Source organism: Hoylesella buccalis ATCC 35310 (assembly GCF_025151385.1).
In the GTDB taxonomy this organism is placed as follows: Bacteria; Bacteroidota; Bacteroidia; order Bacteroidales; family Bacteroidaceae; genus Prevotella; species Prevotella buccalis.
In genome coordinates this window covers 2,021,735-2,037,130 of the sequence record NZ_CP102287.1, presented here as the reverse complement: position 1 = coordinate 2,037,130, position 15,396 = coordinate 2,021,735, and the positions used below count along the sequence as shown (strand labels likewise).

The 15,396-nt window shown below is 43.0% G+C and carries 14 protein-coding genes and 1 pseudogene; 7 read left to right on the top strand and 8 right to left on the bottom strand.

Annotated features, from left to right (window positions below; all coding sequences use genetic code 11):
* Positions 1-16: 16 nt before the first annotated feature.
* Positions 17-394 (top strand): RidA family protein, encoded by a 378-nt coding sequence (locus NQ518_RS08465; RefSeq protein WP_227206664.1) that lies wholly within the window; start codon positions 17-19, stop codon positions 392-394.
* 512 nt (positions 395-906) lie between these two features.
* Here NQ518_RS08465 and NQ518_RS08460 read toward each other — a convergent pair.
* Positions 907-1,920: an aspartate-semialdehyde dehydrogenase gene (locus NQ518_RS08460; RefSeq protein WP_227206666.1), complete on the bottom strand. Its 1,014-nt coding sequence runs from the start codon at positions 1,918-1,920 to the stop codon at positions 907-909.
* 219 nt (positions 1,921-2,139) lie between these two features.
* Between NQ518_RS08460 and NQ518_RS08455 the strand changes: the two genes are divergently transcribed.
* The 3 genes from NQ518_RS08455 to NQ518_RS08445 all read left to right on the top strand — a co-directional run bounded on the left by NQ518_RS08455 (position 2,140) and on the right by NQ518_RS08445 (position 5,984).
* Positions 2,140-4,275 (top strand): cation:proton antiporter, encoded by a 2,136-nt coding sequence (locus NQ518_RS08455; protein WP_227206668.1) that lies wholly within the window; start codon positions 2,140-2,142, stop codon positions 4,273-4,275.
* 88 nt (positions 4,276-4,363) lie between these two features.
* A complete protein-coding gene (locus NQ518_RS08450) occupies positions 4,364-5,056 on the top strand; it encodes an ABC transporter ATP-binding protein (protein WP_102697896.1) in 693 nt (230 codons plus the stop codon).
* Between the two features lie 4 nt (positions 5,057-5,060).
* Entirely contained in the window at positions 5,061-5,984 is a 924-nt protein-coding gene (locus NQ518_RS08445) for a CvfB family protein (RefSeq protein WP_227206670.1), read from the top strand.
* A gap of 474 nt (positions 5,985-6,458) precedes the next feature.
* On the opposite strand, the gene NQ518_RS08440 is transcribed toward NQ518_RS08445, so the two are convergent.
* Both NQ518_RS08440 and NQ518_RS08435 read right to left on the bottom strand, forming a co-directional pair.
* Positions 6,459-6,947, bottom strand: a complete 489-nt coding sequence (locus NQ518_RS08440) for a hypothetical protein (protein ID WP_227206672.1) — start codon at positions 6,945-6,947, stop codon at positions 6,459-6,461.
* A gap of 30 nt (positions 6,948-6,977) precedes the next feature.
* Positions 6,978-7,370 (bottom strand): hypothetical protein, encoded by a 393-nt coding sequence (locus NQ518_RS08435; protein ID WP_227206674.1) that lies wholly within the window; start codon positions 7,368-7,370, stop codon positions 6,978-6,980.
* A gap of 89 nt (positions 7,371-7,459) precedes the next feature.
* Here NQ518_RS08435 and NQ518_RS08430 point away from each other — a divergent pair, with 89 nt between their 5' ends.
* From NQ518_RS08430 to NQ518_RS08420, 3 genes and pseudogenes are all read left to right on the top strand, one after another.
* Positions 7,460-8,674 carry an ISL3 family transposase gene (locus NQ518_RS08430; RefSeq protein WP_227960804.1) on the top strand — a complete coding sequence of 405 codons (1,215 nt, stop codon included), beginning with the start codon at positions 7,460-7,462 and terminating at the stop codon, positions 8,672-8,674.
* 22 nt (positions 8,675-8,696) lie between these two features.
* Positions 8,697-9,824: pseudogene (locus NQ518_RS08425) on the top strand (glycoside hydrolase family 30 protein); the annotation flags it as partial.
* Between the two features lie 2 nt (positions 9,825-9,826).
* Positions 9,827-11,131, top strand: a complete 1,305-nt coding sequence (locus tag NQ518_RS08420) for a DUF5121 domain-containing protein (protein ID WP_227962263.1) — start codon at positions 9,827-9,829, stop codon at positions 11,129-11,131.
* A gap of 27 nt (positions 11,132-11,158) precedes the next feature.
* Here NQ518_RS08420 and NQ518_RS08415 read toward each other — a convergent pair whose 3' ends face one another.
* The 5 genes from NQ518_RS08415 to NQ518_RS08395 all read right to left on the bottom strand — a co-directional run bounded on the left by NQ518_RS08415 (position 11,159) and on the right by NQ518_RS08395 (position 15,345).
* The gene (locus tag NQ518_RS08415; protein WP_227208379.1) at positions 11,159-12,577 is read right to left on the bottom strand and encodes a hypothetical protein; all 1,419 of its coding nucleotides are present in this window, start codon (positions 12,575-12,577) and stop codon (positions 11,159-11,161) included.
* A 34-nt stretch (positions 12,578-12,611) separates the two neighbouring features.
* Complete coding sequence (locus NQ518_RS08410; protein ID WP_227208376.1) at positions 12,612-12,890, bottom strand: hypothetical protein; 279 nt, start codon at positions 12,888-12,890, stop codon at positions 12,612-12,614.
* Between the two features lie 55 nt (positions 12,891-12,945).
* The gene (locus NQ518_RS08405; RefSeq protein ID WP_227208374.1) at positions 12,946-13,218 is read right to left on the bottom strand and encodes a hypothetical protein; all 273 of its coding nucleotides are present in this window, start codon (positions 13,216-13,218) and stop codon (positions 12,946-12,948) included.
* An 89-nt stretch (positions 13,219-13,307) separates the two neighbouring features.
* Positions 13,308-14,267 carry a Fic family protein gene (locus tag NQ518_RS08400; protein WP_227208372.1) on the bottom strand — a complete coding sequence of 320 codons (960 nt, stop codon included), beginning with the start codon at positions 14,265-14,267 and terminating at the stop codon, positions 13,308-13,310.
* A gap of 10 nt (positions 14,268-14,277) precedes the next feature.
* Positions 14,278-15,345, bottom strand: coding sequence for a Fic family protein (locus NQ518_RS08395; protein ID WP_227208370.1), 1,068 nt, complete (start codon positions 15,343-15,345; stop codon positions 14,278-14,280).
* Positions 15,346-15,396 lie beyond the last annotated feature (51 nt).

Below are 15,396 nucleotides of genomic sequence, written 5' to 3'. Positions count from 1 at the left end.
CTTAAAACTATCAATCATGAAATCAGTACATTCAGAAAAGGCTCCTGCTGCTGTTGGACCGTATAGCCAGGCCATCGAGGCCAATGGCTTTGTTTTTGCATCTGGTCAATTACCAATTGACCCTTCTACGGGAAAATTCCCTGAGGGCGGCATCAAGGGGCAAACCCGGCAATCCATACTTAATGCACAAGCGGTATTGAAGGCTGCTGGCCTGGATTTGTCCAAAGTCATCAAGACCACGGTGTATCTATCCGACATGGCTAACTTCGGTGCCATGAACGAAGTGTATGCACAGTTCTTTGCAGAACCTTATCCTGCCCGCTCGGCTGTTGCCGTTCGCACGCTGCCCAAAGAGGCATTGGTAGAGGTGGAGTGTGTTGCGGTGAAAGGGTAAAAGCCTCTCCCCCAACCCCTCCCCGAAAGGGAGGGGAGTGATTAGCTTTTTCCTGACTTCGTCACTTTTTCAAGACATATCTATAAGTACTTGATAATCAACAACCATCTTTGTTGCTTAGGGTGACGCGCAAAAAGGCGGGTAAAATAGCAAGCTCGCCCCCCTATACGAGAAATAACCTGATTTTTTGCAATCTTGCCGAGAAGTATTGGATGATTTATGTTTCTTGGGTGACGCAATGACGAAGTCAGGGGAGGGGAGTGATTAGCTTTTTCATTGAACTCTTCGATAGTTTGCTCACTTGTTTTGAGAAAATGACAAGGCTAAGATACCCCAGTATTCCCTTGGGGTATAACTTTCATTTCCAATGTCAATGGGATTAGGGCATAAAGTCATTGCCTTTGGCGGTCAAACTCATTGGGTTTGACTGCCAAAGGCAATGCTCTTTTAACCGCCTGCTAATGTGGTGTATAGGGGGTGTGCGTCTGTCTGCGATTATTCGCTTTTGTTTTTCATTTCACATTGCCCACCTTGATGAGGTATTCGGCAATCTGCACGGCATTGAGAGCCGCTCCTTTTCTGATTTGGTCACCTGTCAACCATAACGTCATGCCGTTGTCGTCGGCCAAATCTTTGCGAATCCTGCCCACATAGATGTCATCGTGCCCAGCCGATTCTAAGGGCATGGGGTACGATGCTTGGGTTGGGTCGTCCTTCACCATGCATCCGGGTGCAGCGGCAATAGCCTGTCGCACCTCTTCAACAGATAGTGGGCGTTCGGTCTCCAGCCATACCGATTCAGAGTGCGAACGCAACGATGATACACGCACGCACGTCGCGCTGGTTTTGACATCCGAGTGCATGATTTTGCGCGTTTCGTTAAACATTTTCATCTCTTCCTTGGTGTATCCGTTGTCCGTGAACACGTCTATTTGCGGTATCACGTTGTATGCCAGCTGATGTGGAAACTTGCTGACGGTCTTCACGCTGCCTGTCTCCACCAGTTCCTTGTATTGCTGTTGCAACTCGGCCATGGCAGCCGCACCGGCTCCGCTGGCACTCTGGTAGGATGAGATGCGAACCCGCTTGATGTGACTCAGGTCGTCGATGGGTTTCAGTACCACCACCATCATAATGGTAGTGCAATTGGGGTTGGCAATGATGTTACGCGGACGTTTCAAAGCGTCTTCAGCATTCACTTCAGGCACCACCAAAGGTACGTCCTCGTCCATGCGGAATGCGCTGGAATTGTCAATCATCACGGTGCCATGCTTGGTGATGGTGTCGGCAAATTCTTTCGAGGTGCCACCGCCGGCAGATACGAAGGCGATGTCTATGTCTTTAAAGTCATCATTATGTTGCAAGAGCTTTACTTCATGGTCTTTGCCCCGAAACGAGTAAGTTGTACCGGCACTGCGTTCAGAACCGAACAGTACGAGCTCGTCCAACGGGAACTTCCGCTGTTCTAAAATGCGTAAAAACTCCTGACCCACTGCGCCACTTGCGCCAACAATTGCTACTTTCATGATTTGCTTATCTGTTGATTATAAATATTCTTGCCGACAAAGTTACGAATTATTCATTTCTTCTTCCTATAATGAGTGACAATTTTTATTGTTTTTTCCGAATCCATCTGTTCAGAGTGATATAGTGGATAATTCGCCGTTCTTGCTTATTCAATTTCAGCGGGAATCAACTGTGATATCCATTTTTTTGATTAACTTTGTTGCCTAATACTCACTTTGATGTCGCAATTGTCAGCCTACTTTCCCATCTCCGATCCGACATTGATTTTCCTTGTCGTGTTGCTGGTCATCCTACTGGCCCCCATCGTCATGGGCAAGTTGCGCATTCCGCACATCATCGGTATGGTACTGGCAGGCGTGCTGCTGGGTGAACACGGATTGAGCATCCTGGATCGTGACAATTCGTTTGAGCTTTTCGGCAATGTGGGGCTCTACTACATCATGTTTCTGGCCGCGCTCGAGATGGACGTGGAAGGTGTGAAGAAGAACAAGTACCGCATGTTGACGTTCGGTTTGCTCACCTTTGCCATTCCACTTGCGTTGGTTTATGTCAGCAGCGTTTCTATCCTTCGCTATTCAGTGATGTCTTCGTTACTGTTAGGGTGCATCATGGCCTCCAACACGCTGGTGGCTTATCCCATCGTGAGTCGCTATGGTTTGCAGCGAAAGCCCAGTGTGATGCTCAGCGTTGGGTCTACCATGCTCTCGTTGTTGTTGGCGCTTACCCTGCTGGCCGGCATTGTCGCCTCGTATCAAAGTGACGCCAACCTAACGTTCTGGCTGTTTTTCGCTCTTAAGTTTGCCGTCTATTGCGTCGCAATGATTATGCTCATTCCCCGTCTTACCCGCTGGTTTCTACGGAGTTATAGCGATGCTGTGATGCAGTATGTCTTTGTCATGCTCATGATGTTCATGAGTGCTGCGTTGAGCGCAGCCGTTGGTTTTGAAGGTATCTTCGGCGCATTTTTCGCTGGATTGATACTGAATCGCTACATTCCCGCCGTTTCTCCATTGATGAACCGCATCGAGTTTATCGGCAATGCGCTGTTCATTCCTTATTTTCTCATCGGTGTTGGCATGCTCATCAATCTGCGTGGCTTGTTCAGTGGTGGCAGCATCTTGCTCATCCTGTTTGTCATCACGGTGATGGGAACGTTGGGCAAACTGCTGGCTGCTTATGTTTCCTGCATCGGTTTCAGGCTGCCGCTGTCGTCCGGAACGATGATGTTCGGCCTCACCTCTGCCCATGCGGCTGGCGCCATTGCCATGGTGATGGTGGGAATGAAGATTGAAACAGCCCCCGGTGTCTACCTTGTCGACGACGATCTACTCAATGGAGTGGTGCTCATGATACTGTTTACCTGTGTCATCTCGTCGTTGGTAACCGAACATTCGGCGCAGAAAATCACGCTTCGCGACCAAGACGTAGCCCCCGTGGAGACTGCGAATGAGAACGATGAACACATGCTGATTCCCGTAAAATATCCCGAATATGCCGACCATCTGGTGAATCTGGCCCTCCTGATGCGGAACAAGAAACTGAACAGACCGCTGACGGCCCTCAATGTGGTGTACGAAGATGAGAACATGCGCGCCAACCAAGAGAAAGGCCGACGCTTGCTCGAACAAGTGAGTCGATACGCCGCCGGGTCGGATGTGGCTGTGCAGACCCAGGTACGCATTGCGGTGAACATCGCCAATGGCATCAAGCACGCTTTTCAAGAGTTTCGTGCCAGCGAAATCATCATTGGCATGCACACGCACACGGAGGTGTCTAAGAAATTCTGGGGGCAGTTTCATCAAAGTCTGGTCAATGGACTGAACTGCCAAATCGTCATGGCGCGGTTGATGCAACCCCTCAACACCTTGCGACGCATCGTGGTGGCTGTTCCGTCGAGAGCGCAATTCGAGCCGGGCTTCTACCGATGGTTGGAACGTTTGTCGCGTATGGCAGACCAGTTGGAATGCCGAATACAGTTTCATGGTCGTGACGACACGTTGGCTTTGATTCGTCAATTTGTGCAGAATAGGCATCATCAGGTGCGTGCCGAATTTGTGGAAATGACGCACTGGAACGAGGTGCCCAAGCTGGCTGCTACCATTGCGGCCGACCACATGTTCGTTGTGGTGGCGGCGCGAAAGGGAACGGTGTCGTATAAAAATGCGTTGGAAAATCTTGCCGAGGAGATTAGGCAGTACTTCTCGGGAAAGACCCTGCTTATTATTTTTCCTGATCAGTATGGCTCTCAGGACGAAGATATGACCTTCTCGCAGTCGCAACATACCGAGGAACATTCGGCCTACGAGATGCTGGGCAGCTGGATTAAAAATGCGCTGGGTAAGAGAAAATGGTGAGGGCCGATGGGGCTTTTCAGAAATTATTATATAACTTTGTAAAAGATAGGCATCATGGGGTGATGCAAACAGAAAAGAATTGTTTTTTATGATAGATATTCAAGGTGTTACAAAGTCTTTTGGCAACCTGCAGGTGTTGAAAGGCATCGATTTGCATATCGACAGGGGAGAGGTGGTCAGCATCGTGGGACCCAGCGGTGCTGGCAAGACTACGTTGCTGCAAATCATCGGCACACTTGACCAGCCTGATGACGGACAAGTAAAGGTGAATGACATCTTGCTCAATGGCTTGTCATCGGATAAGTTGAGCGACTTCCGCAACCGTCACATCGGCTTTGTGTTTCAGTTCCATCAATTGCTACCAGAGTTCACGGCTTTGGAGAACGTCCTGATTCCGGCTTACATTGCCGGCAAGGGTCAGGGAGAGGCTAAGAAGCGGGCGCAAGAGCTGCTGGGGTTCATGGGATTGACTGACCGTGCCCACCATAAGCCCAACCAACTGTCGGGCGGAGAGAAGCAACGGGTAGCCGTGGCGCGTGCGCTGGTTAACCATCCGGCGGTGATTTTGGCCGACGAACCCAGTGGGAGCCTTGATTCTAAAAACAAAGCTGAACTGCATCAGCTGTTCTTCGATCTGCGTGATGAGTTCGGTCAAACATTCGTCATCGTGACCCATGATGAGGGACTGGCTGCCCTGACCGACCGAACCATTCACATGAAAGACGGCAGACTGATTGAACCGCAAGCAACGGACATTGAGTCTACGGAAAACAACGAATAATAAGATGGAAAACACACATGCAGATCATCCACAGAAGGACATATTAGAAGAGAAGCGAGAACAGGGTAGTGAATCGGCTCGCACAATCATTAAGTTGGGCGACTACAACCAGTTGACAGTTGTCAAAGAGATGGATTTCGGTCTTTATTTGGACGGAGGGGAAGAGGGTGAGATACTCCTTCCTAAACGTTATGTGCCGGATCATTATAGAATAGGTGAGCCTCTGGAGGTGTTCGTTTATCTCGATCAAGACGAACGGTTGGTCGCCACCACGCAAACGCCATTGGCTCGGGTTGGCGAGTTCGCCTATTTGGAATGCTCGTGGGTGAACAAGTATGGCGCATTTTTAAACTGGGGACTGATGAAGGACTTGTTCTGTCCGTTCCGAGAACAGAAAAAAAGGATGGAGATAGGCGAGCGTTACATCGTTTACGTCTATCTCGACGAGGAGAGTTACCGCATCGTATCATCGGCCAAGGTAGAGCATTTCTTGTCTGACAGCCTACCAACTTACCAGCAGGGTGAAGAGGTTGACCTGCTGATTTGGCAGAAAACCGACTTGGGCTTCAAGGTCATCATCAACAACCGGCATGCGGGTTTGGTGTACGATAACCAGATATTCAAGGCTGTTCACATGGGCGACCGCATGAAAGGATACATCGCCAACGTGCGCGAAGACGGAAAAATAGACGTTACGTTGCAGCCTGTGGGGCAGAAGGTGGTTGCGGATTTCGCCGAAACGCTGTTGCAATATCTGCAAGAACATGGCGGCTATTGCGACTTAGGTGACAAGAGTGATGCCGAAGAAATAAAACTTCGCTTCGAAGTGAGCAAGAAAACATACAAGAAGGCCATTGGCGATTTGTACAAACGTCGCCTCATATCGATTGAGCCAGATGGTATCTATCTACAGAAAACCCGCAAGTAAGAATTAACAGTCTTTCGGGTTTGTTTGAGTGGCAATACCGGCTCGTGTGACAAAAAGGCGTATATCTCATCTTTCAGGCAGTTTTTTGTTAAGCATTCAATCACTCAAATTTGGACTGTAGAGTTAAAAACACATCGCATCTGAAGTCATGTACCAGTCGTTTTAGCATTCTGATTTAATTATTAATCCTTTCTGTTTATCCATTAAAGACTGTTCCCGATTTCATTATCACGTTATAACTTCTTATCAACAAGCTGTTAGTAGAAGACAACGAACAACAAGAAGCAAGTGATGCAGCAAAGATTCAAAAATAAAAAAAGAGGCGTAAACCATTGGCTTACACCTCTTTTTTGATTATATATTGTTAATTACTTACCTTGTCTTATTTCACTTCCTCAAACTTATCCTATACTGATTATCAATGTATTACATTCTTATGGTACAAAAATGTTTCCTCAATTTGAGTAGTATTGATTAGAAAACATCTTGGATGTTATCGCCTTCTCTTATTTCATTTTGGAGAAGATATTTAGTTTGTTCTTTTGGCATTTTATCTAAAAATTCCTTTGCCTTAGGGAAAGCATTACAAAAATCTCGTACTATTACTTGTTGAAATTTACAGATAGAATTGAGTATCGTCAGTGCTCTTTCTTTATATTCATCAGAATTGTACATTTGACCAAACTGCAAAATTCTTAAGAAAGAAGGATGGGATTGGGAAGATAAAAAACCGTATAAAATAGTTAGGTCTTCTTTGGGAAATACTTCTTTAGGAGATGTACTAAAGGATAGTATCTTAAATTCTTTAATCTGTTGTGTTTGTGCATCCTTAATAAACTTATAGCCTTTAATAGATGTATCAGATTTACTAATTTCTTTATGAAAAGATTGTTTCGCATTTTCTGTAATATCAAGTTCCTCTAAACGACTTATTGCTTTTTGCTTGAAATCTTTTATTTGCATTCTGCTTGAATTATATTTCTGGATATATTTCTAAGCTTCTTGGGGAGCCTGAGGCAATTTCATATTATACAGTCCTCTTATTTTCCATATGTATAAAACAATTTCTTTCTCTATACTATTTTCTTGTTCAACAAAAAGGTTATTAAATATAAAGACTTTTTCATATAAGCTTCTTAATATGGAAGCCATAGAAGGAATATCTATTATTGTTCTTTTTTTCAAATGTGGAATCATTGGGGTTCCATTGAATAGTATCAGAATAGAATTAATGTGAAGTATCTCCATTTGCAAAATACATTGAGCTATTTCTGCAAATTGATCTCTATTGCCTTTTGTTCCTGACCAATAGTTTTCCCAAAGATAGAATAAAGTATCTACATTTATTGTTGCAGCATTTTTCATCATGGCAATTTTTTGGTTCATCCGACTTTTCGAGTGACAATTTAACAATAAGATAAAAGAAAACCGCTGAACTTGAGTATATTTGAATAACCACAAACAGATATACAATCATGAACAGCAGTTTTCTATATCACGCATGGGGACTATATAGTCTCGAATGTACAAGGGAGGAATACAAAGGTAATACAATTATTCTTCACGTACAAAACAAGAAACGTTTAAGCGTCTGCCCAAAATGTGGCAAACTTCATTTGGTGAAAAATGGCTACCGCATAAGAGACTTTCTCGGTCTTCCGATCGGTGGCAAGAAAATAGTTATCCGCATGAAAGTCCAACGCTACAAATGCAACGACTGTGATTACGACCAACAGGAAAAGATACGATTTGCAACGGGCAGCAGTTCCTACACTCACCGCTTTGCAAAATATGTCGTAGACTTGTTGCGTTCCATGACCCTAAAAGATGTGGCGGCACGGCTTGAGGTAAGTTGGGATACAGTAAAGGAGATACATTCCCATTATCTTGAAAGCCATTATTCCCCTCCGTCGCTTGATGGTGTTAAGTGTATAGGTATAGATGAGTTTGCCGTCAAGAAAGGACACATATACAAAACAATCGTTGTAGACCTTATTAGCGGGCGCATACTCTATGTCGGTGAGGGTAAGGGAATAGAAGCTTTGGCTGACTTTTGGAAGAAGGTGAGGCGCAAGAATGTATCTATCAAATATGTTGCCACGGATTTGTCAGCGGCTTTTATTGGCTCCGTACTTGAAAATTGTCCAGATGCGATACACGTTTTTGACCATTTTCATGTCGTAAAGCTGATGAATGACAAACTTGATGATATACGGCGAATACAATATAACATGGAGAAGGATATTAACAAACGTAAGGTACTCAAGGGAACCAGATATCTGTTGCTTTGTAATGGAGCAGATATCTATGATGCGAAATATAAGACGAGATTGGAAAATGCCTTGGCAATGAATGAGCCTCTATCAAAGGCGTATTATCTGAAAGAACAGTTGAGGGAGATATGGTTGCAAGTGCGTAAAGAGGAGGCTGAAAAAGTTTTAACGGAGTGGGTGGAGCAAGCAAAAGAGAGTCATATTCCACAACTGCAAAAGATGGCAATGACTATACTGGCTTACAAAAGAGGTATACTTGCATGGTATGACTGCCATATCTCAACAGGTAAAGTGGAGGGTATTAACAATAAGATAAAAGTGATGAAACGCAATGCATACGGATTTAGGGATGAACGATATTTTAAACTAAGGCTATATGCACTACATGACTGTCGTATCACTCGAAAAGTCGGATGAACCAATTTTTTGATCAATACTTGACTTTTCGAGTACCGAATATACCTTGTGCGATGAGAAAGGATTAGAGCATTTCCGCCTGTATAAAGACGAGACCGACTATGTAATTCCCATTCTCAAGGAGATTCTTGCCATCAATCCCAAACTCAAGATTGTAGCAGCACCATGGACCTGTCCGAAATGGATGAAAGTAAAAGATCTGAAGACAAAGACTCCATTCGACTCATGGACCGACGGACATGTAAATCCTGATCATTACACCGACTATGCCAACTACTTCGTGAAGTTTGTACAGACCATGAAAGCTGAAGGCATCAACATCTATGCAGTGAGTCCACAGAATGAGCCGCTCAACAGAGCCAACTGCGCCTCGACCTATATGCCCTGGCAGGAACAGGCAGAGTTTGTCAAAGAATTGGCCAAAGCTTTCAAAAAGAATGCGCTGAAGACTAAGATCTACCTTTTCGACCACAACTACAACTACGACAACAAGGCCGATCAGGAAGACTATCCCGTCAAGATATACAACGCGCTTGGCAACGAGTTCGAAGGGTCTGAATATGTAGTTGGTGCAGCCTATCACGACTATGGTGGAAGCAATACCGAGTTGGATGATATCTATGCCAAGGCTCCCGACAAGGAACTCATCTTCTCTGAGAGTTCCATCGGTACATGGAACAACGGGCGTAATCTTTCCGCCAGACTGTTGCCCGATATGAAAAACGTCATCTTGGGAACAGTGAACAGACACTGCAAGGCTGTGTTGGTATGGAATCTGATGCTCGATGAGAAGATGGGGCCCAACCTCGACGGAGGCTGCCAGACTTGCTACGGCGCTGTGGATATTGCATCGGACTACAAGACACTACATCGCAATTCTCACTACTACATCATCAGCCATATATCCAGCGTGGTGCGCCCCGGAGCTGTTCGGATAGAAGATTCAAGCCGTAGCGCACACATTAAGGATGTAGACTATGCCACATTCCGCAATCCCGACTCCACCTACGGCATCGTATTGGCCAACAGCGGTGGCCACGACCAGATGATAACCGTTAGCAACGGTGCATACAACTTCCAGGTAACAGTTCCTGCCGAAGGTGTTGTATCGTGTATATGGAATCCTTCTGTAACATCTAAAAAAGATTGAAAATGAAAAGATATATCAAACATATCCTTGCTCTCATCATTGCAGTGCCGCTACTTGTGGCCTGTAATGATGACGAAACCACGACAGGGAATCCTGTCATCACGGTTTCTACCGAACGGCTTTCCGCCACGATGGGCGACAGTATAGATTATCATGTAAACTGCTCTAACAGCACGGGAGTTCCCCTCTCCACCCTTAAAGTAGAACTGTGTTATGGAGGGGAAGTCGTAGCCACGCAAACCGTCAGAACCAAGACGGAGGGAACATACAGCGGACGTATTAAAGTGCCTTTTTACCGTTCCATTCCCAATGGTACGGCCGAGCTTCGCTATACACTACAGGATGTATCTCTGGCAATAACAGAAAAAAGTCTTGAGGTGGACATCCAACGTCCGAAATTCAAATCCATCGATTTCGTTTGTGCAGATGGGAAAACTTATGCCATGACACCGTCAGCCGAGAATCCCTACTTGTTCACCACTTTCATCAATACTCCCTCTACGGTTACCAAGGGCCATTTCAAGGCTCCTGCAGTTGGGAATACACACGAGCCATTGTTGTTTGGATGGAATGGCAAGGAAGTGTCTCTAGGAAACGATGGCGACATCACTTTCACATCTGAGAATGCTGGAGATGTAGAAATAAGCTTCGATATGCGCTATTTCGAGTACGGACCAACCTACGAAGCCCAAGTCACATTAGTTCAGTTTGCCGCAAGCGGCGAAACACAAGTGCTGAATATGTCGCGAGGAAAACTATATGAGTTTGAGGGATCACCGGAAATGAAATCAGACGAATGGTATTACGACCCAGATTTCCTGAGCCGGAACAACGACGGCACATTCACATTCAAAGCCCTCACGGGAAGCTACTCGCTCACGGCAGACTTCGAGAAGAAGTACTTCCGCATACATCCGCTGGCAGAGAATGGCAACCCAGCCTCACTGCAACCCGACGGCACAGGTTGTATATGGATCATCGGAAGCGAAGGTGTGAACAAGCCTACATGGAAAGCCATCAACCACGGCTGGTGGACTGGAGTAGATGTTGATGTGGCCATGGCTCCCATCACTGACAAAGTATACCAAGTGACGTTGACCATCGGACAGCAACTGAATGCCAAAGATATCAACTTCAAGTTCTTCGGTCAGCCCAACTGGGGTGTGGAATTCGGTAAAGCTGGTTCCGACCATTATCTCGTTACCGACAATCCCTACTTCAAAGTTCAGGAGAAAGATGGCAATATCGCCATCGCCGATGATGCAACAATCAAAGATGGAGAAACCTACGTCTTCACCATCGACTAATTGGGGAGTTTTATTCTGTGTCATTTTTTATTTGGGCTTTTGGATTAAATATAGGCATACATTATTGGGAATAGCTTTTTCTACTTCGAAGCCATACCTACCATTTGATGTCTCATCTATAACTTGTCCGTTTTCTTCTATACTTACTATTCTTGTTTTATGCCATCTATCGTTTTGCCTATAAGCAAAATAATCCCTGGGCTTTATGATTAGTTCTTTTATTTCTATACAGATAACGGTATTCTTCTTATAATAATTATAAGGTATTCCCAGTTCGCACAAATTAGTTGGTGAGAAGTCAACAAGTCCACACGCATTAATCAGGCTTTCTCTTGCTTCCGTTTTGGAAATAAAACCATTTTCTATATCAAAAAAAAGATTAAATAATTGCCAGGTGTAAGCTAATCCGCGCTTATCTTTTTGAGCATCTTTAATTTGTACGTCTTTGAATGGAGGATGCGTCCTTTTTAATGGTTCTATATTACGTTCGTTATTAACAATGTAAAGTGCATATACATCAAACGTACCCCTTTCTTCGCATCTTCTAAATTTAATTTTGTGAATTTGTGAGCATTGTGCATCGGTAGATGTTCCATTTATCCCTTTAACTTCTATAATAAGTAGTCCTGCGTCTCCTAAATCAACTTGTATATCTTCTTCGAATATGTCTCCCTCCTTTTTGGTTGTATCTACATCTACGATATTAGAAAAGCCTAGCCATTGCAAAAAATCAATTACTGCTTTTACAAGATTATCCGCTGTATCTGTTAGAAGGGAATGTAAGAAGCTATATTGCTTGCTATTTGCTTCCCTCTGCGATTCTATTTTCGATAGATCTTCTTGGTATTTCTTCATTAATTGCTTTTCTTTGTCTAAAAGCTCTTGTTGATTTGGAAGAAAATACATTGGGGTATTTTTCCATGCAGCAGCTTCTATGAATGGAAAATATTCAGAAAAATTGATATAGAGTAATTCATTAAAGACATTTTTGAGTAGCTCTAATTTATTCTCACTTTGCGGAAGCATAATTGTAATATCATACTTATCCATATAAAAATATGAAATAATATCTCCAGCTCTAGTTGTTAGCAGAGGTATAAAGTGTTCATCTTTTTTTCGAATACTATTCTCCCATGCTATGGGATGGCGATAAATTTGTTGATAAGAGTATCCAACCGTAGTATTTCCAAATATTGCTTGAGTAAATGTGTTTTTGCATGGTATCACATCTCTACCGGAAAGTAAAGTTTCACTACAATAATTTTGAATATGCTCATAATTTGTAAAGCAGCCACCGTCTGTTGTATAATTCTTCCCTGCATTATACTTTTTGTAGGTCACGCTATAAAGCTCTCCTTGAAAGATAATTTTTATTAGAGGGCGTTCTCTGTGCTTTTGTAGTTCAATGCTTAGAAGCTTAGAACTATAAGGAATCGGGTTAAACAATGTTTCAGGATATGAACTATATAAGTAAAAACTATCAGTACCAGTAAAATATTTTTTTTACATGTTCTTCCTCTGAATACGGAATAACTTTCTCGTACCCCATATCTTGTATCAAAATATCGTATTCTTGAATATTTGTTGGAAAATCATAATTTAGCAATAGGCTAACAGAATCATAACAGTTTCTAACTCTTTGAAGTATCTCTATTTTAGCTCCCATCGTTCCTTCAAATACTTCAAAATCTTTTTTCAAAAATGATAAAATGTCATCTTCTAAATCAATGGCACATATCTTTGTCTTCTTTATACCCATCACAATATCTTATTTAGAGAAGTTTATAGTTACTTCGTTGTTGTTTGCAATATTTTCAATTGCTGTATTTAAAAATGCTCTTTAGCATCTTTGCTGTCTTATCCAATTCATGGATGCCAGCATCTTCATTATAGGCATTATCTAATACTAAGAAGTTGTCCAAAGTAAAATTTTCAGTATTATAATTAGATTGTGGATTATGTTCACCATTTTTCTTTTGAACTTTGGTTTCTCTTTTCATTATCAAATGCTTTGGTAGAAAACAAGTATATTCTTTTATAAATTGATATTTACTATCAAATTCATTTTTTGCTTCTGTAAAAGGCATATTTTAAGCTTATTGATTTTTGATTTAATTTTTATCTATTTCCTTTGTCGCCCTAACGCGGTTTAATGCTATTGTCCTCGTTTGAAGGCTCACTCATCTTGTTCATAATAATATGAATAATCAATACCTTTCATAAACATTTCTCTGTCGTCAATCTTTGAGGTGAGTGCAGGTTTCACAAAAGCCTTGATATGTGTACTATCTGCGACACTCTCACGCATGGCAGACAGATGGTCATTTTTGTCTATTTGGCTCCAATCCACACACCGTTTGAGGGAACGTTTTAGCATGAGGTCAAGCCAAATGCGAGTGCTGCGACCATTACCCTCCATAAAAGGATGGGCTACGTTGCATAAATTCGGCTGCACTCTACCATTAGTGAACTCGTTCACATGGTACTCGTTTGCACGAATTTTCCTCTCTACATACTTATCCATAATCTCATCAAAGGTTGTTTCGGGCATTCGTTCAATGGTTTGCAACGTTGCTGGTAAGTGCATACAGTTGGCAAAGGTAAAACTACCTTTTGAAATATTCTTGGTACGGATTTGTCCTGCAAAGTCATACAGTCCTCCAAAGAGATAAGCGTGTATCTGTTGCAGACACTTGATACTGCCAGGTTCCGCCGTTTGCAAGATGCCACTTTCAAAGAGTTGATATGCTTTCTTCTTACTCTGTCCGTCAATGGTGTTGTCGCTGTAGGTAAACCAATCAAGAAATCCCATTGCCTTGACATTGGGTATTGCTTTTGCCAGTAGAACAACCCCTTCTCCATCCAACATATCTGTCAATCGTTGTTTCCCATCTGGGGCTTGCAACTTCAACTGGTTAGTAGCTCTAACCAGTTCGTTATTCTCTTTCTTAAACTTAGTTTTGAGATATTTCCAATAGTTCCTTGTCTTTTGATAATCATCTTGCTCGTTAATTGCAGCAATGATGTCCAGCACAGAGAACCACCACTTATTGTGTTCATCGTCCCACACCGCTCTTACTTCACGGTTGTTGAAAAAACGAATAGATTTTTTATATTGTTCTTTATGCGTTTCCATAGATGGAAATTTAGTTGTTCGTTTTACTATTTTTTATAACCCAATAGCCATTGCGCCGACCGTTCTTGCGTTCAAGAATGCCTTGTACAGATAATTTTACGGTCATCGTCTTTACCGTTCGTTCTGATTTTCCGATATGCACAGCTATTTCTTTTTGCGTTGCATTCGGTTTCTCTTTAATAAAGTTGAGTAATGCTAATTCTTCTAAAGTGCAATTCAAAGTGCAAATATTGCACTTTGGGTCATTACCTGTTGCACTTTGACTTTCTGCCGACACGTGCAGGTATCTATTCTTCAATTCATTCTGCTCACCTAATATCAAATTGCGAAAGAATGCTTCAAGGTATTGCATTGTAGCAAAGACGCCTTTAGGCATATTGTTATAGTTGGCACGAACCAGTGCATTGCGGAAGTACCACGAATAGTGAGCAAAGGTTTCGTTGCTGATGTCAAAACCAAATGTGCGCAGATACTTGATAGTGAAGACTGCCGCTGTACGAGTATTACCCTCACCGAAAGGGTGAATTTGCCAAAGATCTGAAATAAATTGAGTAATATGATTCACGGCTTTCACTGTGTCATGGTGTCTATAATCGTATTCCTTTTCACGGGCAAAGTCGTAATCCAACGTCTCACGAATACTATCCGCACCAGCATACAGCACTGTTTCTCCATCCAGAACCCATTCCTTTTTGGTAATGTTGTAATCTCTTATCTTACCAGCGTGTTCATAGATACCTTCAAATAATCGGCGATGAATGGCAATATATTCTAATGGCGAGAATGTAAAACTCTGCTCGGATAGCAATTCGGTAATACGAGCCGAAACCTTATCAGCTTCCTCGGTCCTATCTTCTATACCTTTACGGGCAGTCTTCGACTCATAATAGCTATTGACAAGTTGCTTTACCTCTTCTATCGTAATATCGCCCTCAATATGTTGACGAGCTGTTTGACGCAGATAGTCTGAAGTCTTCAGCCCATCAACAGCCTGCAAACCAATAGCAGTCTGCCACGCATAACCTTTCTCTCGTTTATGCGGTTCGCTCTGTCGGATATATTCTTCAAAGTCGGTCATGTCAAATTCTTATATCATTTAATATTTTTACCACGGATGTACCATTCATCA